The 25,582-nt window shown below is 51.2% G+C and carries 21 protein-coding genes; 9 read left to right on the top strand and 12 right to left on the bottom strand.

What is annotated here, in order from left to right; all coding sequences use genetic code 11:
• Window positions 1–58 precede the first annotated feature (58 nt).
• The 6 genes from ACYVAD_RS13940 to ACYVAD_RS13915 all read right to left on the bottom strand — a co-directional run bounded on the left by ACYVAD_RS13940 (window position 59) and on the right by ACYVAD_RS13915 (window position 8,510).
• Window positions 59–718, bottom strand: coding sequence for an endonuclease III domain-containing protein (locus ACYVAD_RS13940; protein ID WP_461140112.1), 660 nt, complete (start codon window positions 716–718; stop codon window positions 59–61).
• A 74-nt stretch (window positions 719–792) separates the two neighbouring features.
• The gene (locus ACYVAD_RS13935; protein ID WP_461140111.1) at window positions 793–1,980 is read right to left on the bottom strand and encodes an OmpA family protein; all 1,188 of its coding nucleotides are present in this window, start codon (window positions 1,978–1,980) and stop codon (window positions 793–795) included.
• A gap of 168 nt (window positions 1,981–2,148) precedes the next feature.
• Window positions 2,149–3,537 (bottom strand): RagB/SusD family nutrient uptake outer membrane protein, encoded by a 1,389-nt coding sequence (locus ACYVAD_RS13930; RefSeq protein WP_461140110.1) that lies wholly within the window; start codon window positions 3,535–3,537, stop codon window positions 2,149–2,151.
• 18 nt (window positions 3,538–3,555) lie between these two features.
• Window positions 3,556–6,609 carry a SusC/RagA family TonB-linked outer membrane protein gene (locus tag ACYVAD_RS13925; RefSeq protein ID WP_461140109.1) on the bottom strand — a complete coding sequence of 1,018 codons (3,054 nt, stop codon included), beginning with the start codon at window positions 6,607–6,609 and terminating at the stop codon, window positions 3,556–3,558.
• Window positions 6,610–6,836: 227 nt separating this feature from the next.
• Window positions 6,837–7,613: a patatin-like phospholipase family protein gene (locus tag ACYVAD_RS13920; protein ID WP_461140108.1), complete on the bottom strand. Its 777-nt coding sequence runs from the start codon at window positions 7,611–7,613 to the stop codon at window positions 6,837–6,839.
• A gap of 63 nt (window positions 7,614–7,676) precedes the next feature.
• Complete coding sequence (locus tag ACYVAD_RS13915; RefSeq protein ID WP_461140107.1) at window positions 7,677–8,510, bottom strand: MBL fold metallo-hydrolase; 834 nt, start codon at window positions 8,508–8,510, stop codon at window positions 7,677–7,679.
• Between the two features lie 182 nt (window positions 8,511–8,692).
• Here ACYVAD_RS13915 and ACYVAD_RS13910 point away from each other — a divergent pair, with 182 nt between their 5' ends.
• Genes ACYVAD_RS13910 through ACYVAD_RS13900 form a run of 3 tightly spaced genes read left to right on the top strand, consistent with a single transcriptional unit; the run spans window position 8,693 to window position 10,946 of the window.
• Window positions 8,693–9,412 (top strand): cytochrome b/b6 domain-containing protein, encoded by a 720-nt coding sequence (locus ACYVAD_RS13910; protein WP_461140106.1) that lies wholly within the window; start codon window positions 8,693–8,695, stop codon window positions 9,410–9,412.
• On the top strand, window positions 9,409–10,209 hold the full coding sequence (locus ACYVAD_RS13905) for a molybdopterin-dependent oxidoreductase (RefSeq protein WP_461140105.1): 801 nt from the start codon (window positions 9,409–9,411) through the stop codon (window positions 10,207–10,209). Before ACYVAD_RS13910 ends, ACYVAD_RS13905 begins: the two co-directional genes overlap by 4 nt.
• Before the next feature lie 11 nt (window positions 10,210–10,220).
• On the top strand, window positions 10,221–10,946 hold the full coding sequence (locus ACYVAD_RS13900; protein ID WP_461140104.1) for a DUF1223 domain-containing protein: 726 nt from the start codon (window positions 10,221–10,223) through the stop codon (window positions 10,944–10,946).
• Between the two features lie 5 nt (window positions 10,947–10,951).
• Here ACYVAD_RS13900 and ACYVAD_RS13895 read toward each other — a convergent pair whose 3' ends face one another.
• The 4 genes from ACYVAD_RS13895 to ACYVAD_RS13880 form a co-directional block, all read right to left on the bottom strand.
• Window positions 10,952–13,084, bottom strand: a complete 2,133-nt coding sequence (locus tag ACYVAD_RS13895; protein ID WP_461140103.1) for a penicillin-binding protein — start codon at window positions 13,082–13,084, stop codon at window positions 10,952–10,954.
• Window positions 13,071–13,478, bottom strand: a complete 408-nt coding sequence (locus tag ACYVAD_RS13890; RefSeq protein WP_461140102.1) for an FtsL-like putative cell division protein — start codon at window positions 13,476–13,478, stop codon at window positions 13,071–13,073. The genes ACYVAD_RS13895 and ACYVAD_RS13890 overlap by 14 nt, the downstream gene beginning before the upstream one ends.
• 143 nt (window positions 13,479–13,621) lie before the next feature.
• Entirely contained in the window at window positions 13,622–15,115 is a 1,494-nt protein-coding gene (locus ACYVAD_RS13885; protein ID WP_461140101.1) for a M20/M25/M40 family metallo-hydrolase, read from the bottom strand.
• Between the two features lie 111 nt (window positions 15,116–15,226).
• Entirely contained in the window at window positions 15,227–15,922 is a 696-nt protein-coding gene (locus ACYVAD_RS13880) for a DUF3431 domain-containing protein (protein ID WP_461140100.1), read from the bottom strand.
• Window positions 15,923–16,026: 104 nt separating this feature from the next.
• Between ACYVAD_RS13880 and ACYVAD_RS13875 the strand changes: the two genes are divergently transcribed.
• Together ACYVAD_RS13875 and ACYVAD_RS13870 are read left to right on the top strand one after the other, a co-directional pair.
• On the top strand, window positions 16,027–18,159 hold the full coding sequence (locus tag ACYVAD_RS13875) for a S9 family peptidase (RefSeq protein ID WP_461140099.1): 2,133 nt from the start codon (window positions 16,027–16,029) through the stop codon (window positions 18,157–18,159).
• A gap of 66 nt (window positions 18,160–18,225) precedes the next feature.
• Window positions 18,226–19,332: a hypothetical protein gene (locus ACYVAD_RS13870; protein ID WP_461140098.1), complete on the top strand. Its 1,107-nt coding sequence runs from the start codon at window positions 18,226–18,228 to the stop codon at window positions 19,330–19,332.
• A 4-nt stretch (window positions 19,333–19,336) separates the two neighbouring features.
• On the opposite strand, the gene ACYVAD_RS13865 is transcribed toward ACYVAD_RS13870, so the two are convergent.
• Entirely contained in the window at window positions 19,337–20,068 is a 732-nt protein-coding gene (locus ACYVAD_RS13865) for an NUDIX hydrolase (RefSeq protein ID WP_461140097.1), read from the bottom strand.
• A 150-nt stretch (window positions 20,069–20,218) separates the two neighbouring features.
• On the opposite strand from ACYVAD_RS13865, the gene ACYVAD_RS13860 reads away from it, so the two are divergent.
• A complete protein-coding gene (locus ACYVAD_RS13860; RefSeq protein WP_461140096.1) occupies window positions 20,219–21,832 on the top strand; it encodes a carboxylesterase/lipase family protein in 1,614 nt (537 codons plus the stop codon).
• A 57-nt stretch (window positions 21,833–21,889) separates the two neighbouring features.
• Here the strand turns inward: ACYVAD_RS13860 and ACYVAD_RS13855 are convergent, their stop codons facing one another.
• Window positions 21,890–23,371, bottom strand: coding sequence for a cellulose synthase family protein (locus ACYVAD_RS13855; RefSeq protein ID WP_461140095.1), 1,482 nt, complete (start codon window positions 23,369–23,371; stop codon window positions 21,890–21,892).
• A 213-nt stretch (window positions 23,372–23,584) separates the two neighbouring features.
• Between ACYVAD_RS13855 and ACYVAD_RS13850 the strand changes: the two genes are divergently transcribed.
• From ACYVAD_RS13850 to ACYVAD_RS13840, 3 genes are all read left to right on the top strand, one after another.
• On the top strand, window positions 23,585–24,382 hold the full coding sequence (locus ACYVAD_RS13850; RefSeq protein WP_461140094.1) for a Rossmann-like and DUF2520 domain-containing protein: 798 nt from the start codon (window positions 23,585–23,587) through the stop codon (window positions 24,380–24,382).
• Window positions 24,383–24,562: 180 nt separating this feature from the next.
• Entirely contained in the window at window positions 24,563–25,018 is a 456-nt protein-coding gene (locus ACYVAD_RS13845) for a sigma-70 RNA polymerase sigma factor region 4 domain-containing protein (RefSeq protein WP_461140093.1), read from the top strand.
• A 14-nt stretch (window positions 25,019–25,032) separates the two neighbouring features.
• A complete protein-coding gene (locus ACYVAD_RS13840) occupies window positions 25,033–25,557 on the top strand; it encodes a hypothetical protein (protein WP_461140092.1) in 525 nt (174 codons plus the stop codon).
• The last annotated feature ends 25 nt before the right edge of the window (window positions 25,558–25,582 follow it).

Genomic DNA, 25,582 nt, shown 5'->3' with positions numbered 1-25,582 from the left:
GACTAGCGCGACTTGGTCTTTTCTCCTACGTCTTGCCTCTTTTCTTCCCATCTCTTTATCAGTGCCGCTCCACCCCTATCTGCTCACACCAGGGCAGCACAACGCAGGTTGAACAATGGGGTAACGTGCCGGTGCAAATGTGTTTTCCAAACGGCATCAGTAAGCGATTAATATCAACCCACTGCTCACGGGGCACTATCACCTCCAGTTTCTTCAGCGTCTGCTCGGGTTGTTTCGTTTGCACGTATCCCCAGCGGTTCACAACCCGATGCACGTGCACGTCGACGCTAATAGCGGCCTGCCCCGTGGCGACGCCCAGCGCCAGATTGGCACATTTGGGTCCAACACCTTTCAACGAAATCAGCGTCGCAAAATCAGCGGGTAGCGTACCACCAAATTCATTAATAATTCGGTCGGCGATACCGTGCATGGTGTATGCTTTCTGATCCGGATAGGTCGTTCCGTATAGCAGCTCGGTTAACGCCGGAATATCCAGCGCCAGTAACTGTTCGGGGGTTCGTGCTTTCTCAAAAAGCCGTAGCGAAACGGGAATGGTCGTTTCGTCCAGCGTCCTGATCGAAATGATGCAGGAAATTAACTGTTCGAAAAGCGTATCGTATCCCCGCTCGGCCAGCTCGAACATAGCCGCTTTGGGATAGGGCTGAATGGCTTTTTCAATTTCACGCAGAACGAGATTAAGGTCAAAATCAGCTTTCATAACGGAGAGTGTTGACGCAGACGAAAATCATTCAGCTGCGTCAACATGACTGCCAAATCAATCAAACTGTTTTATCAGGCCTGCACAATCACCAGTTCAACCCGGCGATTTTCGGGTCTCTCCTTCACAGATCGGTTCGTATTGATGGGTCGCGAAGGTCCATAGCCAACCGTTTCAACCCGATCACTGTCGATTCCTTTTGACACAAGATATCGCTTCACTTCGTCTACCCGGTTACGCGACAGCTCGACATTGGCATCGAAATCACCAACAATGTCGGTATGTCCTTCCAGCTTAATACGCATGGTGGGATTATCCTGCATGATGCCCACCAGCCGGTTCAGCTCAGGATACGATTCTGGTTTCAGATCGAATTTCGATACGTTGAAATAAATGTTTTTCAGCGTGATCCGGGCACCGGCTTCAATCGGAACCAGGTCAAAATCGCGCGTTACGTTCACCCGATTTGTCGCCAGCGTATCACTTTGACTGAAGTAGCCCTTTGCTGACGCCGTGACAACGTAAACGCCCCGCGTTTCAATTGGAATGGAATAGTTACCCGACGGAATTTCGCTTCGTATCGAGTCGGCGGGTTCATCACCAGTCACCTCCGCCCCCGAAATAAGCCGATACATCAGCGTAGCCTGTACTGGGTCTTTAGTTTTAGCATCACGCGTTACGCCCTTGATCGCAATAGACGCAGGTGCCGGAGCAACCTCTGGCTTGGGGGCAGGTGCTGGCTTTGCTGGCATCGTACGAGGTTGGGCTCTGGGTTGATTTCTAGGCTGCGTCTGTGCGGTTTGTGGAGCGCGCTGGGCGTAGGGCTTCTTAGCCGGATTAATAATGTGAACACCCCAGAAGTTGAAGCAGGTATATGCTCTCGAATCTTTACATTCGAACAAGTCAAATACTGTATAGCCAGGATCAATACGTTCGAAATAGGCGACAAAGTCCACCTGTTCGCCAGGGGCTACGTACCGACGTGTTTCAGCAGGTATATTCTCTGCTCGAATCAGCTTATACGAACGTTCGCCTTGGTTCACATACAATTTTGTACTTGGCTGGAATCCAATATTACCTCTTTCCCATCGTAGAAATTGCATGTAAACAACCGTATACTCCTTTGTAAGTTCGACTCGCTGAATGGTAACGTCGGGGTCGTTGACATCCTCAACCCGCGGATTTGGTGTGGCATACTGCACCTGAGCGTACAAGCCAGGAGCAGCAAAAAGCAGTATAAGAAAAAAGAGAAACCGGTTCATCGTCGTTGTTTAACAAGGGGTTATTACTTACTAAACGTTTGACAACGACTTGTAGTTTTGGGTTTAATCGACCCGCTTTCATTAGTCCAGAAGCACTACTTTCCAGCCCAAAACAGCAGAGGCAACCTATGTAGGTTGCCTCTGCTGTTTATTACGTTCACATTCTTTCTACTGGTACCCCTGGTTCTGCACCAGAGCGGGATTCGTTGTGATCTCCCGCAGCGGTATTGGATAAATCAGCCGTGAATCGTTCCAGTTCAGCGACCCAACCCGGTTGCGCGTTCGCTTAATATCATGAATCAGCGTGCCTTCAAATGCTAACTCAATCCGGCGTTCGCGCAGAATCTCCGCTATTGTCAGTTGTGCCTGGGTTATGGCGCCTAACCCAGCCCGCGACCGGATCAAGTTAATATCCGCTAACGGCGTAGCACCGACGCTTGTTCCAGCCCGGAAGTTAGCTTCGGCCCGGGTTAGGTACATTTCAGCCAGTCGGAAAAGCTGAATGTTACCGTATTGATTGACATATTTATACGTCCGGATTAAGCCTTGTCCGTCCAGGTAGAAATAGTCCTCACTTCCCCGAGCATCGTCGGTTTCTACCTGGGAGAAAAAGTTTTCTGAAATCTCGATGTCGCCACGCCCTCCTACTTCTGATGAACCGTAAAACGTGTTTAAATCGTTGGTTCCATCCTGATCGGTGATCTGAATCGCGAAGATTGTTTCGGGCGTGTTGACACCGTTCAGAAAAGTCCGCAGATCAAACACGCTATTAGCCGTCACCAAGCCAAATTTTTGGCGACCAATGACTCGGTTGGCCGCACTGGCTGCGTTTGCATAATCTGCTTTTTGCAGGTACACCCGAGACAGTTGCGCTGACGCAGCACTTTTGGTTGCAAAGAAGCCGTTAGTTCCGTCGTCCGGCAGATTGGTCTCAGCCTGGCCGAGATCCTGAATTATCTGATTATACACAGCGACGACCGTATTTCGGCCTATGTTGCTGGTACCATCGATCTGCACGGTTGGCGTGGTTACAATTGGTACGCCCAAATTAACATTGGCGTCGCCATCGCCCCAGGGCCTCGCGAAGAAGCGTACCAGTTCAAAATACATTGATCCCCTAATGAATTTAGCTTCAGCTTCGATCCGGGCACGGCTGCTGGAAGTTGCCAGATTCAGGTTGGCTAATACCGTGTTACAGATATTAATTACCCGGTACGCTTCCGACCAGGTCAAGGCAACCTGATTATTATTGGTTACGATGGTCTTCGTGTATATCTGTAGGGGCTCCGTAAAGGTTCCTCCCCAGATTACATCACCATTATTAGGCGACGTTCCCAGCAGTTCTCCGTCGCGTTGCAAATCACCACCGTAGAGATATATGCTGCTTAACGCATCATAAGCACCAACCAGCGTTAACTGTAGATCGGCGGCAGTCAACAATGCCTGCTCCGTCCTAACTGTCGTAGCGGGCTCAATATTTAATTTATTGTCGCACGAGGTCAGCCATAAGGATACCGACATTGTCGACAGGAGGATAATAGAATACTTTGTTTTCATCACGTCTTAAGTTGTCGGTTAGAATCCAATTTGCAGTCCCCCAACGATCGTGCGTGGTTGTGGTGCAGAGTAGAAGTCAACTCCCAGATTCACGGGGTTGCCTTGAAAGGCGTCGGCATTAACTTCAGGATCCCAGCCGGTGTATTTCGTAAACGTCAGCAAATTCTGGCCTGTTACGTATACGCGTACTCGATTCAGACCAACACGATTGATAATTGATTTGGGCACACTGTAACCGAGCGTGACTGTCCGTAGGCGTACGTAATCGCCCCGCTGCAAATACCGTGACGACTCCCTTGTTCCATTACCTAAAAGCAAACGAGCCTGAGGCACGTTGGTAACGTCACCAGGTTTCTGCCAACGTCTCATCTGATCAACCGTTTGGTTATCAAATCCATTGCTGGCATTAGCGGACTGGTATTGGCCGGCTCCGTTATAGATATAGTTGCCAAATTGGCCCTGAAATAGGAAACTTAGGTCAATTCCTTTGTAGCCAAACGTGTTGGTAACCCCACCCGTAAACGTTGGGACTGGGCTGCCTAATGGAACGAACGTAGCCGCATTGTAGTCATTTGTTGTCGAGCGTTCGCGGTTGCCGTTACCTAAGTCCCGGTTTGTATAGTACAATGCATCACCATTTTGCGAATCAACGCCCGCATATTCTGGCCCGACAAACACGCCAATTGGTTGCCCTTCCTGCGCCCGGTTAAGAAAATTACCGATAACCGTTGTTCCACTTAGATTCGTGACGATGTTTTTGTTGTAGGCAACGTTCAATGAGGTAGTCCACCGGAAATCACCCACCAGGTTTTGCGAGTTGAAGACAAACTCAATCCCTTTGTTCTGCATGTTGCCAACGTTCCGAAGTTGTGTCCGGTATCCAGTTGAACCGGGGACGTTTACGTTCAGTAGCAAACCGCTCGTGTTCTTTTGGTAGAAATCAATCTCCCCCGTAATCCGATCGTTTAAGAATCCGTATTCCAGCCCGATGTCCGTCTGTAATGTTTTCTCCCAGGTTAGGTTCGGATTGGCCAATTGAACGGAAACCTGACCAGGTACCCCGGCATAGGTAACAGCCGAGTAAAGAGCCTGGGAGTTGAAGTTCCCAATCTCCGCGTTACCTGTCAGGCCGTAGCTGGCTCGTAGTTTTAATAAGCTCAATACTTTTATATTCTGCAGGAACGGCTCCTTCGTGATAATCCAGCCAGCCGAGACAGCAGGGAATACGCCGTATTTGTTACTAACTCCAAACCGGGATGAACCATCAACCCGAGCGGACAGACCGACAAGATACCGATCATCAAAGCGGTAGTTTGCCCGGGCAAAATACGATAGGAAGCTAAAGCGCGTCTCTATTCCGTCGCCACCAGTAATTCGCCCAGCAGACGTAATTTGTTTGTAAGCGTTACTCGGAAATTGCTGACCTACTACCGCTCCCGTGTTCGTTCGTGACTCCTGATAAGACATGCCCAGCGTACCATCGACAGCGTGTTTCTCCGCTAATGTTTGACCGAACGTAAAGTAGTTGTTTGTCGTATAATTCGTAACCTGCCGGAACGAGTTGGTTCCTATTCCGTTTGGTGCTCCCGTATTTCGGACAGTCTCCCGTCCGAAGTACTCTTCTTCCTGCTGCGCCAGCAGATCCGTACCAAACTCAGTTCTAAATGATAAGCCCGGTAGAATCTTGTAATCTGCAAAGGCATTGCCAATCACCCGATATATCCGCGCTTGAATAGAGCCAAAGTCACGGTTCAGCAGCGGGTTGTAATACAGGGTGTAGTCACCACTCAACTGATTTGTACGGGGATCGATTACCGGCGTTAATGGAGGCAGCGCTACGATCTGGATGGGGGTCGAGAAGGTATTATCGTCCGCCACCCGGTCGTTAATCGAATGCGTCAGGTTGAAATTAACACCTATTGTCAGCTTATCGGTAGCGCTGTGCTCCAGGTTGGCGCGTGCTCCTAATCGACGAAACCGGTTTTTGATCAGAATACCGTTCTGATCGAAGTACTGCCCCGAGACGAAAAAGCGCGTTTTAGCATCACCACCCCGTGCACTTATATCGTATTGTTGCGATGGTGCCCGCTGAAACGCTTCCCGCTGCCAGTCGGTGTTGTACAGAGGATTTGCTCCTTGCCAACCAGCCGAATTACCAGCAGCAAACCGGTTGAATGTATTGTTTAACGTAACTCCTGATGGTAGCTCCCCCAAACTGATCGTATTCGCCAGGGCTTCGTTAAATAGCTCGACGTATTGCTGTGTATTTAACCATTGCCGCAGATGCGTCGGAGAGCTAGAGCCAGCCTGGGCAGATGCCTCGAAAACGGTCTTCCCGACTCTACCTTTCTTGGTCGTGATCAGCACAACCCCGTTGGAAGCGCGAGCCCCATAGATAGCCGCTGCCGATGCATCTTTCAGTACCTCCAGCGACTCAATGTCATTTGGATTTATGTCAGCAATTGGGTTGGTAGGGGCACCTGTTGACGTTGACTGATCGGACGACGTAAGCGGGATACCATCAATTACGTAGAGTGGCTGGCTGCTGGCGGTCAGCGACGATGCGCCCCGCACCCGAATCTGGATACCCTGACCGACCTTTCCGTTCAGCGAGGTTACCTGTACCCCCGCCAGTTTACCCTGGAATGCCTGCTCGACGCTCGGCACCGGAATATTCTCGATCTCCCGCGCTGACACTTTGGCTATGTTACCGGTCAGGTTACGCTTTGACTGAGCACCGTAACCGGTTACGACAACCTCATCCAATGAGCGAGTATCATTGCTCATCACTACGTTCACTGTTGTCCGATTGCCAACGTTGACTTCCTGCGTCTCCACACCTACGAAACTGAAAACTAACGTTCCGATATTATCGGGCAGTACCAGTGAATAATTACCCTCAGCGTCAGTCTGCGTTCCGCGGGTCGTTCCCTTTGCTACAACCGATACACCAGGTAGCACATTACCGTCTTCGGCCGCCGTGACCTTCCCGGTTACCCGTCGTTCCTGGGCTAGGACATTATTTGTTATAGCGCACGCAATCACGACTATAAACAGTAAAAAACATCTCATAGATAAGTATTTTACGTCTGTGAAGCAGCCAAAGTAAGAGCTAAAGTTTGTTCGAGCAACATAGCCACAGAATAATAATTTATTTCGTTATTCTGTAGTCCAAAGCCATTGATTTGCTGACCAGACGCACCAAAATCACCTGTTCAATTAAACAGGTGTTAGCCCCTTTTTAGGACTTTTTTTTCGTACGTCTACTGGCAAGTAAATGCCCACTAAACAGTGGGGCTTCAGGCTGAAGCGGCAAGCGACAGAGACTGCTCAATTTGGGTTGCCATTTGCCGGGTGTGCTGGTAGCCAATCCGAAATAGCTCGCGCGACTTACTGATGTCGGTTGGGCTGTAACCAATCAGTTCGGTTGGCTCGATCAGAATCTGACACTGCCGGAATTTCTCGCGGGTCTTGCTCTGAACCGCCAGGATTAAGCTACGCTCGATTACCCCCCGCATGGATCGAATGGGGCGAGCCAGACCGAAGGGGTTACAGTGGGAACCAATCATGATATCCACCTTATTTTCGATGACATCAGACGGCAAGTTATTTAATACTCCCCCGTCGACGTATTGCCGCTTGTTGATCAGCATGGGCTCGAAAATACCGGGCAAACAACAGGACGCTAGTACAGGTCGAATCAGCTCACCCTGCTCGAAGACCACTGGTATGCCGTCGGTCAAATCAACCGCGACAACATGGAGCGGAATCTGTAGTCCCTCGAAACTATCGTGTGGGATAAATTTTTTGTACAGATCAATGGCCGTGTCAATGCGTAACAATCCCATCCGGTTCCAGGCCGGGCGCAGGTGCCGCATGAATGACGACGTTTCAATTATCTTCAGGCTTTCGTCGGGAGAATACCCATTGGCAACGAGCGCTCCCGCGATGGCTCCCGCACTAGTCCCCGAAATCTGGTTGAACTGAACGCCCATTTCCTGCAGGGCTTTCATCACACCCAGATGGGCGATTCCCCGTGCTCCTCCACCCGATAACGCGATTCCAATTGTTGCCATAATCCTGCTGTTCTCGTAAGATTAACGACTCGTTTTGTGCTTTAGTTTAGCTACGTCGCTTCCCTACAGAAACGTTGCCAGTGCACCTATGTCGCGTAGTCTAACCCCTTTATCTGTGTGCATTACCGTAGCCGCTTCCACCACTGGGTCGTGTTCAAACACCAGAATCCAATCGTCGTCGGCGGCCCGCTGGAGCAACTGTGCTTTCTCGTCCATACTCAGTAATGGACGAACATCGTAACTCATTACGTACGGCAGCGGCACATGCGCCGACGACGGAATCAGATCGGCAACGTAGGCGACGGTCCGACCGCCAATGCGAAATACGGTCAGGGTCATTTTTTCCGTGTGTCCATCTACGTAGATTAGTTCGACGGTTTCAAACGGGAAGGGGTCCTCATCCAGAAAGCTGAGTTGGCCGCTTTCCCGCAGAGGCAGAATGTTTTCTGACAAGAAGGAAGCTTTTTCGCGCGGATTAGGCTCAATGGCCCATTGCCAATGAGCGGAGTGCACCCAGTACGTTGCGTTCGAAAACGTAGGTCTTAATTGATCGTCAGTTCGCTGAACGGCTCCGCCTACGTGGTCAAAATGCATGTGGGTCAGCAGTACGTCGGTTACGTCGGTCAAATCATAGCCAGCCGCCCGGATAGAACCGTGCAAGGATCCAGAGCCATGCAGATCATAATGGCTGAAAAACTTAGCATCCTGTTTACCACCAATACCCGTGTCGACCAGCAACAGCCGTCCGTCCGATTCGTACAGTAGGCAACGCATGGCCCAGGCACATCGGTTTCGGTCATCGGCGGGATTGAGTTTATTCCAGAGTGGCTTGGGAACCACGCCAAACATGGCGCCCCCGTCAAGCTTGAATAATCCGGTATCGAGCGATTGTAACATGCAATAAATTTTTGTAAATATCCGCTAAAGTTAGACCGCCAAGGCCCTGTTTTTGTTCTTATTGTATTGAGCCTTTAGGGCCTTTTAAAAACCTAAACAGAACGGCTCCGTCATTTCGATCAAAAGAAGTGACGGGCCCCGTCTTCGGCCGGGATGACAGAACCGTTCATCTTTTCTACTGCATGAAACGTATCGTACACAAGCACCCCCTGGCCATCCGATGGTTTCACTGGATTAACTTTCCAGTGTTGTTCGTCATGATCTGGAGCGGCCTGCTCATTTACTGGGCTTATGACCCGTATAAAATTCAGATCGGTGATTACGTACTGTTTTCGTTTTTTCCGGATGGTTTTTATAAAGCCTTGAACGTACCGTTCCGGCTAGCCGACGGTATGGCCTGGCACTGGGTGTTTATGTGGGTTTTCATTGCCAACGGAATCCTGTATATTCTTTATACGTTCATTTCGGGTGAATGGCGTCACTTAATACCTAACCGGCATTCTTTCCGGGAGGCTATTCAGGTAACACTTTATGACTTCGGCCTTCGTAAAACCCAGCCCCCCTTCGTTAAGTACAACGGCGCGCAGAAGATCGCTTATTTTACCGTTATGCTCATGGGTATCGGATCAGCCGTAACGGGTTACGCGATTTATAAGCCAGCCCAGTTCAGCTGGTTGACCGCACTGCTGGGTGGCTACGAAGCGGCCCGGCTTGAGCATTTCGTCTTAACCATTGGTTTTGTTCTCTTTTTCGTGATTCACATCTGGCAGGTTATTCGGGCGGGCTGGCAGAATTTTCAGTCGATGGTAACCGGTTTTGAAGCCGTTAAACCAAACGACCCTGACCGACCACTCATCGAAGAAAAACCCGCGGATACGCCTACCCAACCCATTGCCTCATGAGCCAACCAACCGAACCAAACTTACCGCAGGAAGATCTGCCCGAGTCGACAATTCGTCGGCGAGTGCTTAAATCATTTGGCTGGTTCACTCTAGCAGCCGCCGTGCCCGTTGGTATTTATGAATGGATTACCAACAGTCCTAAACTAAGGGGGGTAAAAAAGCCCTTACGTTACGTTCTTGACGCCAATGAAACGGTATCCCGGACGTATTTCAGCACGAACCACCTCGTCCGTACGTACGCCCCAACCAAAGCCGTTAAAATGGCTCGCGTGAACGGCTACGACGGCTTAAGAAGTGCCATTCCGGAGGATTGGAAACTCCAGATAGACCGCTCTGGTCAGGAGCCGCTTTACCTGACTATGGACGACATCAAGGCGTTGCCTAAGCAGGAGATCGCGTACGATTTCAAATGTATTGAGGGATGGAGCCAGATTCAGCACTGGGGTGGCGTTCGGCTGTCTGATTTTCTGGAGAAATACAAACTGGGAACCCGCAGTGGAAACGTACCCAACCCGGACAACACAGACGATCTGTACAGCTACATCGGTATGGAAACGCCGGACAAGGGGTATTACGTTGGTATTGACATCGAAAGTGCCATGCACCCGCAGACGCTACTAGCCTACGAGTTGAACGGACAGCCTATCAACTCGCAGCATGGCGCGCCATTACGGTTGATTATTCCGGTTAAATACGGCGTCAAAAACCTGAAGCGGATTGGCCGGATCTTTTTCTCCGACGAACGTCCACGCGATTTCTGGTTTGAGCGGGGTTACGATTATTACGTAGGTCTCTAATTGATCTTTATATGAAGAAGAGTATTGTCAGCCTGCTTATTGGTCTGGCGGCTCTGTTATCGATGACGGCGTCAACCAGACCAGCTCCCCAGCCTGTGGTGGTGCTGGAGCTATTTACGTCGCAGGGATGTTCCAGCTGTCCACCCGCTGATCAGATTCTACGCGAACTTACCCAGCAGGACAGCTACGCTGGCAGGAAAGTCTACGGGCTCTCGTTCCACGTTGACTACTGGAATCGCCTGGGTTGGCAGGACCCGTTCAGCGATAAAGCCTTCACGGACCGGCAACGTGCCTATGACCGGCGTCTAAAAACGCAGACCTATACGCCCCAACTGATTATCAACGGTAGGCAGGATGTGATTGGTGGCCAGAAAGGGCGGATTCTGCAGCTCATACAACAGCAACCAGCTAGCCCGTCGGTCGAGATCACCGGGAAAGCAGTCTATGCGCCCGGTCAGGTAACCGTTACGTATACCCTATCAGAAACGGGTCCGTATCAGGTTAATGCCGCCCTGGTTCAGCGGGAAGCACAGACAACCGTTCGAACCGGCGAAAACGGTGGCCGTACACTCCGAAACGTCAACGTCGTCCGGCAGTTTACGTCAGTCACGCCAACTGGTACGTCGGGAAGCCTGACTCTAAATTTACCCGCTGGTCTCACCAGCGAACAAACGGCTCTGCTGCTTTACGTACAGCGCACCGACAATCTGCAAATTGTCGGTGCAAAACAACTCTGATGCGCTTAACCCAGCCGTAGGGTTATCGTCTTGGAGTCAACATCAGCGATGGACTGACCGGGCGACATGGATTGCTCTTTTACCCGACCTTTGCCTTCGATCAGTACGCGGTAGCCTTTGTTCTCCAAAACAAACAGCGCATCACGCAAGCTTAAGCCCCGTACATCCGGCACTCGGTTTGGCTTGGTTTCCCGCGACCGCCATTGTCCTTTTGAGGTCGCTTCAACCCAGCCTTCGGTTGAAGGCACTTCGTTCATGTTCAACTGATTGCTGATGATGTGCAGATCGTTGGCATAACCGGCCATCAGCTTTGGATCGGGTTGACCGTGCCGCTGTCCGGCCCGCGTCGGTTCGTGCATCTGAATATCGTACGCCACGATTCGATCGGCCACTTCGCGAAAAACGGGAGCGGCAACCGTTCCTGCATACAACAAATCAGCGTTGTCTCCCTGTGGGCTATCGACCACGGCCAGTACGCTGTACCGGGGCTTATTGGCAGGAAAATAGCCAATGAACGACGTATAGTATTTTCCGACCTGGTATTTACCGTTCACAATCTTCTGTGCCGTGCCGGTCTTACCCGCAATAGCATAGTGCATGCTGTTAATATGCCGGGCAGTCCCCCGTTGAACAACACCTCGAAGTAACTCCTGCGCTTTTTTCGCGGTTTCGGGTGAGCAGATACGTTCGGGCGCGACATACGGCTGGTTATCCTCAACGACCTCGTCGGCCAGTTTGATTTGTCGCACCAGCATAGGACGCACCCAGCGTCCGTTGTTAGCAACCGCATTGTAGAAGGACAGCATTTGCAGGGGCGTAATCTGCATTTCATACCCGTACGACATAAATGTCAGCGAAGTTTTGCTCCAGCCTTTCATGTCAGGATTACGTACTACGGGCACCGCTTCTCCTTTCATGCGAATCCCGGTTGGCTGCGTCAGGTGGAACTGCCGGAGGTATTTACAGTAGAGGTCCGGGCGACTGTAGAAGTAGCGTTGCATGAGCAGGTGCGTACCAATGTTCGACGATTTCTCGAAAACCTGCCGGGCCGTTAGCGTGCCCATGCCCCCGCGGTGTGCATCCCGGATGTAGGCACTTTTGTATTTCACGATACCCGATCCGGTACTTACGGTCGTCTGGTCGAGCGCAACGGCCTTTTCTTCCATCAGCGCCATCATCGTGGCCAGCTTGAAGGTAGAGCCCGGATCAGTACGGCCCGACAAGGCATGATTGAAATTCTCGACGTAACGCGCGCTACCATCCCGACGGGTCTGGCGGGTCAGGTTGGCCAGCGCCCGGACTTCGCCGGTTGCCACTTCCATCACGATCACGCACCCCTTGGCGGCACTGTATTTTTCCAGCGTTTTCCGTAACGCGGTTTCGGCCATATCCTGGTAGTTGACATCAATGGTCGTGTACAAATCCATACCAGGTTCCGGTTTCATATCGGGGCCATCGCTTACGGGTTTACGTACACCACCGGACAGTACCTCGACCAGCCCAACCGCGTTTTTGCCTGCCAGCTCCGACTGAAAACTAGCTTCCAGACCAATCAAACCGCGCCCCGTTTTGGCATCCAGATTGCCGATAGTCCGTTCAGCCATCTGGTCAAACGGATGGTATCGTTCGTAGTACGGACGCAGCACACCGCCCCGGGCCGCTACTTTGGCCGACGACCGAAAAAACGGCCATTTCAGCATGACCTGCCGCTCCTGAAAGGTTATCCGCCGACGGTTCAGTAGTACGTAACGACGCTTCCGTTCGCGGGCGTCCCGTACCAGATCGGTATAGTCACGAGCCGAACGGTCCCCATAAATGCGCGACAGCAACAAACCCAGCGAATCCACTTTTCGGTTGAAATAGTCGGGCTTAGCCATAGTCGGGTCGAGCCCAACTACGTAGGTTGGCAGCGAAGTAGCCAGCAGGCTGCCGTCGGCCGCGTAGATATTTCCCCGCATGGCCCGGATGGTATCTCGTTTGATGGTCGCTTCAACAACCCGCTCGCGCCAGTGCTTTCCCTTGAATTCATCGAAATACTGTAGGTAGACAAGCCGTCCAACAACGGCAAAAGCCAGCACGATAACCAGATAAAAAATATGCTTGGATCGCTGAATGATATCTTCCTTAATGTTGCTCATCGATCTTAACGATAATTTTGTGAGGAGGTCGTTGGCTATCGGTCATCACCAGGCCCAGCGCTTCAACGCGCTTGCTGAGTTCAGATTGCTTACCACTTTTCATGAAATCAGCTTTTAACACCGTAGCTTCCGAGCGAAGTTCGTCCGCCTGCCGGTTAGCTCGCTGAATCCGTCGGACAAGCCGCTCGGCATTGTGGTTCATACCGATGTAGACAATAATCAGGAACGTAATCCACAGAATCCGATCAATGTTACGGATGGGCCAGGTCGTATCCTCACCAAAAAGCCGATCGAGCCCGATCAGGCGATTCAGTCCGTACGCCAGCCGAAGCCGACGTCGTTGCTGCTGCTGTTTGACAACCCGTTCCGGTTGCCGAAAAGTGTTTTGGGCCATGGTGCCGAAAGCGATGGGTTAGTCAGTCAATTCAGTATGTACAAAGTAACGAAAACATCCAGCATTCAACCGAGCCGTATACGAAGGGAGCCGGTCATTTTTCGCAAAACAACCGGCTCTCTTCGTATTGACTGTTTACCTGCTTATTCTTTCCAGCGCCACTCGTTGGCTAATTGCAACGGGGTACGTAGTCCCTGGGCCGTCAGGTAATCACGGGTTTGTGTGTCAGTCTGGCGTTTGACTGGTAGCTGATCGGCATCGGCCAGCGCGTACAACAGCATCGTGGCGTAGCGAACCGTATTTTTCATCTGATCGGCATTAACCAGGCTCATCCGGTCGCAGTTGGCGTGGTAGCAATCCAGCACCGAGCGCTCCAGGTGCCCATTTAGTCCCACCACCGGAATTCCCTCCAGCATGAACGGCTGATGGTCGGAATGAAGACCGGCCTGATTCTGCATCTGGTTGGCAAAAGTAGGCTCGACCTGCTTCATCGTTTCACCAATACCACTCAGAAATGATACCATGTCCTCCCGACCAAACGCGTTCAGCCCCGTCGGATCATTTGTCATGTCCAGGTTGAGCATATACCGTACGTTGTCGAGCTTACCGGCTTTTTTAAGCCCATCAACCATAGCCCGTGAGCCTAGCAGCCCCTGCTCCTCGCCCATGAACAGAACAAATTCCACCGTCCGTTTAGGCTTTAATTTCAGCGCCTTGAACGTCCGGGCAATGTCCATTACCGCAAACGAACCAATCCCGTTATCAATCGCCCCGGTAGCCAGGTCCCAGGAATCCAGATGCCCACCTACCACGATTTTCTCGTCGGATAGCTTCGAGCCTTTCAACGTAGCGATTACGTTACGGGCACGTATTTTTCGACTTTTGTTGGTCATGTCGATCGTCGCCTGAAGCGGGGAAGGCGTTTCCTGCATCCACGCCCGGAGAGCCTGTCCGCTCTCAAGCGAAATACATACCGACGGAATCGGAATCAGCTTTCCCGTTACCGAAGCCGTCCCCGTCAGCAATACGTTACCAGGAACGAGATTGACCATAATTACCCCTGACGCACCGTACTGGATAGCCAGCGCTGTTTTTTCGGAGCGGTGCAGATTCCGGGCACCCCGCGTCGGAGCCGCCAATCCGATATTCACCAAAGCTACTTTACCTTTTATCTTATCTTTTGCCGCGGCAAAATCACCTTCCAGCCCATTACCCACGTCAACGATTTCCCCCGCAACGTGTGCGTCTACGGGCGAATGCGCCAGCGCTACAACCGGCACCTCCCGGAAGTCGTCGCTACGTTTGGGCACGACCGATAACGTAACGGTATCGCGCGTCCAGGCTTCTACTTCGAACGGTTCGTAGCGAATGTCTTTGAAGCCGTAGGAGGCCAGTAATTGATAGGCGTAGGCTTCGGCCTTGCTCCCGTTGGCGCTGCCCGTCAGGCGATGACCAATGGTGGTTGATGCGTCGGCCAGTGTTTCGTAAGCCCGACTGTGCTGGCTCACTTCTTCGTTGATCCGGGCGAAAGTTTTTTCGAGCGAGCTTTTGGCCGGTAGAAAAGCGGTCAGACAACCGATGGCGACCGCGCCCAACAAAACGATTTGAAAAGAAGATACGTAAAGCTTTCGATGCATAGAGAGAATGGCTTACACTCCGCTAAATATACAACCGGGGAGTCGGTAGATAAGACGCCAGGAATTAGGAAAACGTTTTAATCAGACAAAATTTTTTATTGTTCCTGCTGCTCACTGGCCGAGCGAAGCGTCCGATTGGTGTCTCATTAGCTTCAAATAAACCGTCTGACGGCCAGCCAGCCAGTCCGGATCGATACCAGTTACGCCCAGTATTCTGTCCCAGCTTCGCTCGTAGCAGTGAGCCGCGTCAGGAAACATAATCGATATGTTCAACGCTCGTTCGTAAAAGGCTAACGGCCGCTGCCGAATCAAATCACGGTGCGCAATAAACTGTGCCCCCAGCACGAACGTGTATAGTTCCGGTCCGTCCGTGTCGAACAAAGCCCGGTGAAAACCCAGCAGGTCGAGACCACGGCCGTCTTCGTTCTTACTCCAGGGTTTAAACAGCCGCTCTCCCCGATTATCGTCCGTGTCGATCAGATGACCCAGCCAGCGGAACGACTTTCCATCCATAAACGCAGCAGGATCGGCGACCAGGGCCTGCATACTTTTCTTAAAGTCAAAGGCATGGTCGAAGGGCTTTCCCTGACAAAATACCGTCCAGTCTGCCAGGCTATCGTAGCGACTGACGATATGGTGCAGGTACGTGTGGGCCTCCCGCCCAACGTTTGGCAGGGGCAGTGCCGTTTCGCCCCCAGATTGATCATGACTTTTGTCATAGACCGTCACCTGCAACGCGGCTGGTCGTTTACGTAACCAACTCAGCTCTTCGGTATAACGGGCAACTACGATTTCTACTTCGGGCATGGGTCTACCTGTTGATCGGCAAAGATGCTACCTTTTACAAAGACAGCGATACGAACCAACTCCCGACTACGTACATTTACGTATTACCTGCCACTAAACGAACTATGAAAAAACGTTGTTTACTCCTCATCACCACGCTCACGCTCTACGGCATGACCCAAGCACAAACGTTATCGCCACCGAAGGCTACCGTTAAACCCAAAGAACTAACGACAAACGGCGATACCCGGACGGACAATTATTATTACCTCAACGAACGCGAAAATCCCGAGGTTATCAAGTACTTAACCGACGAAAACGCCTACCTCGATCAGGTAATGGCTCCGGTTAAAAACCTGCAGGAGAAGCTGTTCGAGGAGATGAAAGGCCGGATCAAACAGCAGGATGCATCGGTTCCTTATAAGGAGGGCAACTATTACTACTACGTAAAATACGTAACGGGGGGCGAATACCCGATTTACTGCCGCAAAAAGGGTTCATTGGAGGCTGCCGAAGAGATTATTTTCGATGGCAACGCAATGGCTAAAGGCCATAACTATTTTCAGCTCGGTGGTTATGAGGTGTCGGACAACGAAGAACTGGCCGTTTTCGCGCAGGACACCGTTAGCCGTCGCTTATATACCCTACAGGTCAAAAACCTGAAAACCGGGCAGATTTATCCAGAAGCCATTCCGAATACCGAAGCGGGTAGCTTCGCCTGGGCGGCTGATAATAAGACACTTTTTTACGTTAAAAAAGACGTAAAAACCCTGCTCGGTTACCAGGTGTACCGGCACGTGCTGGGCACGGACCCCAAGAATGACGTACTGGTCTACGAAGAAAAAGACAACCAGTTCTACATGGGGCTGGGCCGGACGAAGTCGAAGAAATACATCACTATTGTTTCGGATCAGAACGGCGTAGCAACGGAGTATCAGCTACTGGAAGCCAGCAAGCCAACCGACGCCTTTAAAACCTTCCTGCCCCGTCAGAAAGGCCATGAGTATGACGTAGTACACTACAAAGACAAGTTCTACGTCCGCTCGAACTGGGAAGCCGAAAACTTCCGCCTGATGGAAGTAGCTGAGGGCAAAAACGCCGACAAAAAAGCCTGGAAAGAAGTGATTCCAAACCGGGCCGACGTATATCTGGCTAACCTGGACGTTTTTGCTAACTACCTGGTACTGGGCGAACGCAAAGCTGGTCTGACTAACATTCGGGTTATTAATCAGAAGAAAACGGGCACACCGGCGAAGGACGATTATTACATCGACTTCGGCGAACCGGCTTACGTAGCGGGCATTGGCTACAACCCGGATTTCAACACGAACGTGCTGCGGTATTCGTACTCATCGCTGACGACACCCGGCTCGACCTATGATTTTAATATGGACACCAAGGTCAAGACGCTGAAAAAACAGCAGGACGTTCTGGGTGGCTTCAATAAGGACAATTACGTATCGGAGCGGGTGTATGCTACGTCACGCGATGGCATTCAGATTCCCGTGTCGATTGTGTACCGCAAAGGCACCAAGAAAGACGGCTCAGCGCCCCTACTTCAGTATGCCTATGGTTCTTACGGTTCATCAACCGATCCGGGCTTCAGCTCAACCCGCCTGAGCTTGCTCGATCGGGGCTTCATTTTCGCCATTGCCCACATTCGGGGTGGTCAGGAAATGGGCCGTCGGTGGTACGAAGACGGCAAGATGCTGAAGAAGAAAAATACGTTCAATGATTTCGTCGACGTATCGGAATACCTGATCAAGAACAAGTACACCAGCTCCGACAAGCTGTTCGCCATGGGCGGCAGTGCGGGTGGCTTACTGATGGGCGCGGTCATTAATCAGGCTCCGCAGTTGTACCGGGGCGTAGTAGCCGCCGTACCATTCGTTGACGTGGTGACGACCATGCTGGACGAAAGTATCCCGCTGACGACGGGAGAGTTCGAAGAGTGGGGCAATCCAAAAAACAAGACGTACTACGACTACATGAAATCGTACTCGCCGTACGACAACGTCGAGAAGAAAGCGTATCCCAACCTGCTCGTAACGACGGGGCTGCACGATTCGCAGGTGCAGTACTGGGAACCTGCCAAATGGGTAGCCAAACTTCGGACCATGAAAACCGATAACAACCAGCTGCTGCTTCATACCAACATGGAAGCGGGTCACGGTGGCGCATCGGGCCGGTTCCAGGCGCTGAAAGAAACCGCCCTGGAATACGCATTTATGCTGAATCTGGCTGGAATCCAGCAGTAGTATCCCCCTTTATACAATTCCCCTGGTTAGAACAGTCCTGACCAGGGGAATTTATGTTTTTACTCCATGAGCCAATCGCAACTCGTTTACATCCCAACGCCCGACAAGACTAGAGCGCCCCTTTCCAAAGCGCAGAAAGAGTTCAACCGACTGACGGCAAAAATTAGCGAGCTGGAACAGCAACTGGCTGACTTCCGGCAGGCGGCAACCACTTTACAACAGCGCGTCCACAAAGAGTATGTTCCCTTGATGAATGAGTTGAATCAGTTGCGGGCGAATCTGGTCCGTCTGTTTGACCGGGCTTTTGACAGAAACGAAGCGACAAAAGCGGAGAAGAAAAAACTGGCTGATCTGATTAACAACCTTGCTTATGATCTCATCAGCGAACACGGGATGGACGAACTGAAGCCTCTCTTCGATAAACACAATGCGGATAGCTTTGATGTTGTCGACAACGAAGCTGATGCACAAATCTTGGACGTCATGAAAGAGATGGTCAGCTCGATGTACGGCATTACGTTCGATCCGGACGTTGACGTCAGTACGAAAGAGAAATTCATGGCTTACGTCGATGAGCAGTTGCACTTCCGGCAGGCAGCCAACGCCGAGCGCCAGCAGCAGACCGAACAAAAACGTGCGCAGAAACCGAAAACGGCAAAACAACTGGAGCGGGAAGCCAAAAAGCAGACCGAAGAACGTAACATCACCAAAGCCGTCCGGACGCTGTATATGGATTTGGTCAAGGCGTTTCACCCCGACCGGGAACCCGATGAAGCCGAGAAAGAGCGGAAGACAGAGATTATGCAACGCGTGACGGAAGCCTACGAGAAAAGTGACCTGCTGGCTTTACTTCGGCTGCAACTCGAATTTAACCGGATCGATCAGCAGCACCTCGAAACCCTGGCCGACGATCAGCTTCGGTACTACAACAAAATTCTGAAGCAGCAGGCAGAAGAGCTCGATAACGAACTGTACGGGATACAGAATCACCTCGCCGATGCTATGGGTCAGCCGTTTATGATGGTCGGTTCGGTAATAGGTCTGGAGATGAGCTTTAACAACGACATTCGTTCACTCAAACGGAACATAAAAGCGACGAAGAAAGATATCAAGGAGTTATCTGACCCAGCCATACTGAAAGCCTGGCTCAAAACATATCGAATTCAACAGTAGCCTGTTAGGTTCCGGACCGAAACCGGTACAGATAAGGCGCTTTGTGCGCTCCACCACTGTATTTTTTTTCAATCCGTTCGAGCAGGTCAAGGCCCAGGATTTTACGCTGGAATCCTGACCGGTGGAGCTTCTGCCCCAGAATGGTTTCATATAGGCTCTGTAATTCGCCCATGGTAAAGGTTTCGGGCAACAAAGACGCTAACCACTGCATCCGATCCAGATTCGTCCGTAATGTCTCAAGCGCTTTCTGCACAATCTTCTGGTGATCCTGCATCAGCGAGGGCAGACTGGTCAGTTCCCACCATTCGCAGTGATCGGCCAGCGCGTCCGGAATGGGAATCGCTTTGGTGAAGTCAATCAATGCGTAATAACCCACCGTCACAAAACGACGTAACAACCAATGATCGTCGGTCGGCGTCAGTCCCTTCGCCTGCATAATGGCTCGCATGGGCTGCGGATCGTAGCGGGCCAGATCACCGAAGGTATAAAACTGCTCTAGGTAGATATCGTGCAGGCCAGTTCGTTCAGCAAGGGTTCGTCGAGCGGCATCGTTCAGATTTTCATCCCGTTTCACGAACCCAGCGGGCAAGGCAAACAGGCCTGTATTTCTGTATTCGAGCAGCAGAATTTTCAGCTGATTCTGGTGGAATCCGAAAATAACAAAATCCATAGCCAACCCGGGCAGAAAACCCTCCCCCTGCGCATCACTTATCTTGTAGTCAGCCTGTTTCTGCATCTTCCCAAAAAATAAGTTGCAAATAACGAACAGAATTTGTCAGTTAACCAGGAAAGATTTACTATTGTATCATATTGTTACAATAATGGTATAACGAGGCTACTTTCCTTGTATATTTTCCCTGACAACTACCTTTTATTCCTACGATCAATGAAAAAGTTGGTTATTCTTTTACTGACGGCAGTTAGCTTTCTACCGGATGCCATAGCTCAGACCGGCCCTCAGGTTAAGGTAAAAAATGGTACGCTGGAGGGCGTTACCAACGAGAAAACCGGTATCCGAATGTACAAAGGCGTACCGTTCGGCGCTCCTCCCGTTGACGATTTTCGCTGGCGTGAACCGCAGCCCGTCAAGAACTGGCAGGGCGTTCGGAAAGCGGACAAGTTTGGCCCCCGCGCCATGCAGCGCCCTATTTTCGGTGACATGGGATTCCGGTCTGACGGCATGAGCGAAGACTGCCTGTACCTGAACGTCTGGACCCCGGCCAAATCGGGTAAAGAAAAACTACCGGTCCTGGTTTATTTCTACGGTGGCGGCCTGATGGCCGGCGATGGTTCCGAAGGACGCTATGACGGCGAAAGTATGGCCCAGAAGGGTATGGTAGCCGTTACGGTCAACTATCGACTTTCGGTTTTCGGTTTCATGGCTCACCCCGAGCTGACAAAAGAGTCTCCGCATAAATCATCGAGCAATTACGGTTTCCTCGATCAGCAGGCGGCCCTGCAGTGGGTGCAAAATAACATCGCAGCGTTTGGTGGCGATCCTAAACGCGTAACCATCGCTGGCGAATCAGCAGGATCGATTTCGGTTAGCGCGCAGATGGTGTCTCCCCTGGCTAAAAATCTGATTGCTGGTGCCATCGGCGAAAGCGGGTCACTGCTGGGTGCGTTGCCTCCTGTCAAGCTGGCTGAAGCCGAAGAGCAAGGCGTTAAGTTTGCGGAAATGGTCGGCGCTAAATCACTGGCAGACCTGCGGGCGATGTCAGCGGAACAGGTTCTGGAAGCAACCGCGAAACCCAACACACCTCGTTTTTCACCGGCTATTGACGGTTACTTCTTCACAAAGTCTCCCGTTGAGTCCTTCAAAGCTGGCGAACAGGCGCACGTACCGCTGCTAGTGGGCTGGAACTCCGAAGAGATGAGCCCGTTTGCTGTAATCGGCCGTGAGCAGCCAACCGCTGAAAACTACAAAAAAGCGGTACAGCGCTTGTACAAAGACCAGGCTGACGAAGTGTTGACATTATACCCAGCATCGAACGATGACGAAGCGCTGCAATCGGCTACTGACCTGGCTAGTGACCGGTTTATTGCTTTCAGCACCTGGCGTTGGGCCGACCTACAGAGTAAAACGGGCGAGAAGCCAGTCTATCAATACCTGTTCTCACGCCCTCGTCCGGCGATGAAAGCCTCGATGGGCAACGCTACGGCGGGTCTGGCGGGTGGTGTCGTACGCGGTGGCGATGCGCCTAAAATGCCTCCAGCGCGGGGAGCTGTTCACTCGGCCGAAATTGAATACGCGATGGGTAACCTGCCGTATAACGAGACCTACGAATGGACAGCCGACGATTACAAAGTATCGAAAGTGATGCAGGAGTACTTCGCCAACTTCGTTAAAACCGGCAATCCGAACGGTCCCGGTTTACCCGAATGGCCAGCTCTGAAAGGCGGAAACACCCCACCCGTCATGCACATTGACGTTAATACGCGGGTGGAGCCAGATAAAAACCGGGCCCGCTACCTGTTCATGGAAAAAGCCGCTCAATAGCAACCGATAATACCAACTCAATAAAACGAATCAGGGCGCTCAATTGAGCGCCCTTTTTTATACCGTCACAGCCTTTTGCCCCGCATGAACCAGCGAGTAAATAAATACCATACCGAAGCCCACCATCAGCATGATGTGCAGGAAGAACATCCGGAAGTCGTTTACGTAAAACGCGAGTGCCAGTCCTCCCAGAAAATAGAGCGCGAGTGTGCCTTCAACCAGGGTCAGCCAGTTCAGTTTACGACTCACGTACTTGTTGGCAGCCCAGCTGTCGTTAGCCGCCTTTACGTTGAACTTAGGCGTTCTGACGAAAGGAGTCTTGCGCCCAATGTAGCCTTCGACAACGGCAATCGTATTATGCAGTGATAAGCCCATCATTAACGACGAGTACATCGGGAAATACCAGGCCAGCTTGGCTTTGTTTTTTTCGCCCAATGACCAGAGAGGAATCCCGTAGAACGTAATGAGAATTAACAGGTTGATCTGAAACAGGTTGATCACCGTAAATACCGACTCCCATTCCGGATGCGTCTGGCGGATGTAGATCAGGGGGACGCTCAGGACCCCCAGCACCAGCACCAGAATAAACGTAGCGCTGCTGAACAAATGGTAGAACGCATGAACTTTCATGGAGAATGAAATTCCTGGTGTTGCTAGCACCCGCCAGGCCAGTTTACGGGCGCATTCAGCAGCCCCCTTCATCCAGCGGTACTGCTGCGATTTTAAGGCATTCATGGCGACGGGCAGCTCGGCGGGCGATCCAACGTTTTCGCAGTACACAAATTTCCAGCCGCGCAGCTGTGCCCGGTAACTCAGGTCTAGATCTTCCGTGAGCGTATCGCTTTGCCAGCCCCCGGCATCCAGAATTGCTTCCTTTCGCCACACCCCACCGGTTCCGTTAAAATTCGCCAGATAACCCCCTTCGTAGCGCCCACTTTGCTCCACCGTAAAATGGGCGTTGAGTCCAAAGGCCTGCAATTGCGTCATCAGCGAAAAATCTTCGTTCAGATGCTCCCAGCGCGTTTGAACGATGGCGACTTTAGGGTCAACGAAACGCGGTAGCGTCTTCAGCAGGAAGTCCGGATCTGGGACAAAGTCAGCGTCAAAAATAGCGAGAAACTCGCCCTTGGCGAGCGGAAGTCCGTAGGCCAGTGCCCCCGCCTTGAAGCCCTTTCGTTCGGGCCGTCGGATATGTTCGATAGATAGCCCAAGTTGCTTGTATTCTTCGACTTTTCGGGCAATGATCTCAACGGTTTCGTCAGTCGAATCATCCAGAAGCTGAATATCAAGTTTATGACGGGGATAATTCAGTTTGGCGACCGAATCAATGAGCCGTTCAACAACGTAAAGCTCATTGTAAACTGGCAGTTGAATAGTCACAGCTGGCAGGTCATCAACGTTTGATGGGACAAACGATCGTGCTTCTTTCCGGCGACGAGCGGTTCTGAGATAGGTGATGATCAGGCTTAACTGCCCACAGTTGTAGGCGAACAGGAGAAACAAGGCCAACCCGTAACAAACTAGGATAGCTACTTCCATACAAATAATACTCGACTGGTTCTAGTGAAAGGGTATATCTGTTGATGGAGAGCACTGAACGAATCAGTATACGTTACAACAGGCTCCCAGAAAACTAATCCCCGATTGTTTTGTTCCTTTTGTCGCTTGTACAGTTTCTGTTGCTTAGGTTAGGAGACGATTTCTGAAACGTTACCTATCGACGATGTGTCTGAAATTGCCGTATACTTGACCATGGAAATATCATTCATTGGTGCCGGAAATCTGGCCTGGCACCTGGCCCCCGCTCTGGAAACCGCTGGCCATCATATCAATGAGGTTTATAGCCGCCAGTTGAAGCACGCCCGGCAGCTCATCAGCAACTTATACGACGCTCAGACGCATTCGGACCTGAATTTCTCGGAGAGTTCATCGCGTTTGTTTTTCCTGACCGTATCCGACGATGCTATTGAGACGGTTTGTTCACAACTGGTCCTGCCTGAACAGGCCATACTCGTCCATGTCTCCGGCAGTCAGCCCTTGACCTCACTAGCGCACTGGGTTGAGGTGTACAGCGATATACCCGTTCAAACGGGAGTATTGTATCCGGTCCAAACGTTTTCGAAACAACAATCTTTGGTTGATTTTAGCGATGTTCCCATCTGCGTCGAAGCCTCAACCGACGAAACACTTCAACTACTGATCCAACTGGCGCAGGACATCAGCCAGGTTGTCTACGTCTTGAATTCGGAGGAACGACTTCGACTACACATGGCAGCCGTCTTTGCCTGTAATTTCACCAATCATTTGCTGGCAATTGCTCACGATCTTACAATAGACAGTGGACTTCCTTTTACATTGCTGCGCCCGCTTGTGGCAGAAACGTTGGCAAAAGGCCTCAACAGCGACGATCCTAGGACCGTCCAGACCGGACCAGCTCGCCGGGGAGACCAGACCACCATTCGTCGCCATCTGGACTTGTTAGCCACTCAACCGGACCTTTATTCTATCTATCAATTACTTAGTGAACGCATCCAGCGACAGCACGCGTAAACTTTACCGTATGTTTGTGACACTGATCACACTATCATACTTTCCCTCAATTTATACACTTCTTATTTACGAATTCTCAATTGAGTATACTTACAGAGAAGTTTGCTTAACGCCAAATAATAAAGAAACGGCTTGCTTTTTGCTCATGATCGTGTGTGAGCTTTATATTGATGATGTAAGATGAGTACAACGAACGTAACAGCATACTCGCCTAATAACCTGGAAGTTAAAATAGGCTCAAACCGTATTCGATTATACGAACGTTACGGAGCGATGGCCTACGGAGTTATTTTGCAGATCATCCCCGAAAAAGAGCAGGCACAACACGTTTTGATCGATCTGTTCTCCTCATCGCAGCTCGAAGCATTACATCCAGAGTCATCGCAGGGGGTGGCCAGTTCCATTATCCGGGAGGCCCGATCCAGGGCATTAGCCGCCCGCCAGACAACTTCGACGAACAACGAGCTGTTTGTTTCGACGACGACGGCCGGGAACGATAAACAGGCCAAGTACGTTTTCAACCTAGCTTTCTGTCAGGGGATTACACCGGAGACTATTGCTCAACGGCTGCAGATTCCATATTCTGCAGTCATGCAAGCAATTCACGATTATTTTTTGTTTCTTCGTACCTCTTAATCCGGTAAACGACCTTGAAGACGTATCAATATCTTACTGACGGCATTCTTGAATCGTATTTGCTGGGCTTAGTTTCAGAGGAACAGCAAAAAGATGTCGATCAACTGTTGTCGACGGATCCCGATTTGCAGATCCAGCTCAACGAACTAGAACTGGAGTTGGAGGAACACTTCTTACGCCATGCTGTTCCCCCACCGCCATCCGTTCGGAACGCTGTACTCGAACGAATCACCCAAGGAGAGATTCAGAAACGAGCCAGTGAGCAGCAAAGCTACCAACGTCAGCGCTCCGATTCTGCCGAAAGCCAGCCTCGTCCAGATTACGTGAACGTTGAGGTTGACGAAACCCACATTCGTGTTCATAAATACTGGCGGCCGGCCTTCATCGCTGTCTTCGTTCTATCGAAGGTCTTCCTGATCGCTGGTTTATACTATTATTTTAAAGCAGGTAGCTTAGCCGATGAAGTCGCTCGACTGAAAGCCGCTACTGAACAAACAAGTCCTCTTTCCGGCAGCCGAACCACGCCGGTCAATCCATGATGCGCGTCGTTCTTTTTTGGCTTAT

The organism is Spirosoma pomorum (assembly GCF_054776615.1).
Note: the sequence above shows the minus strand (reverse complement) of the source record. Positions and strands in the feature narration are given on the sequence as shown.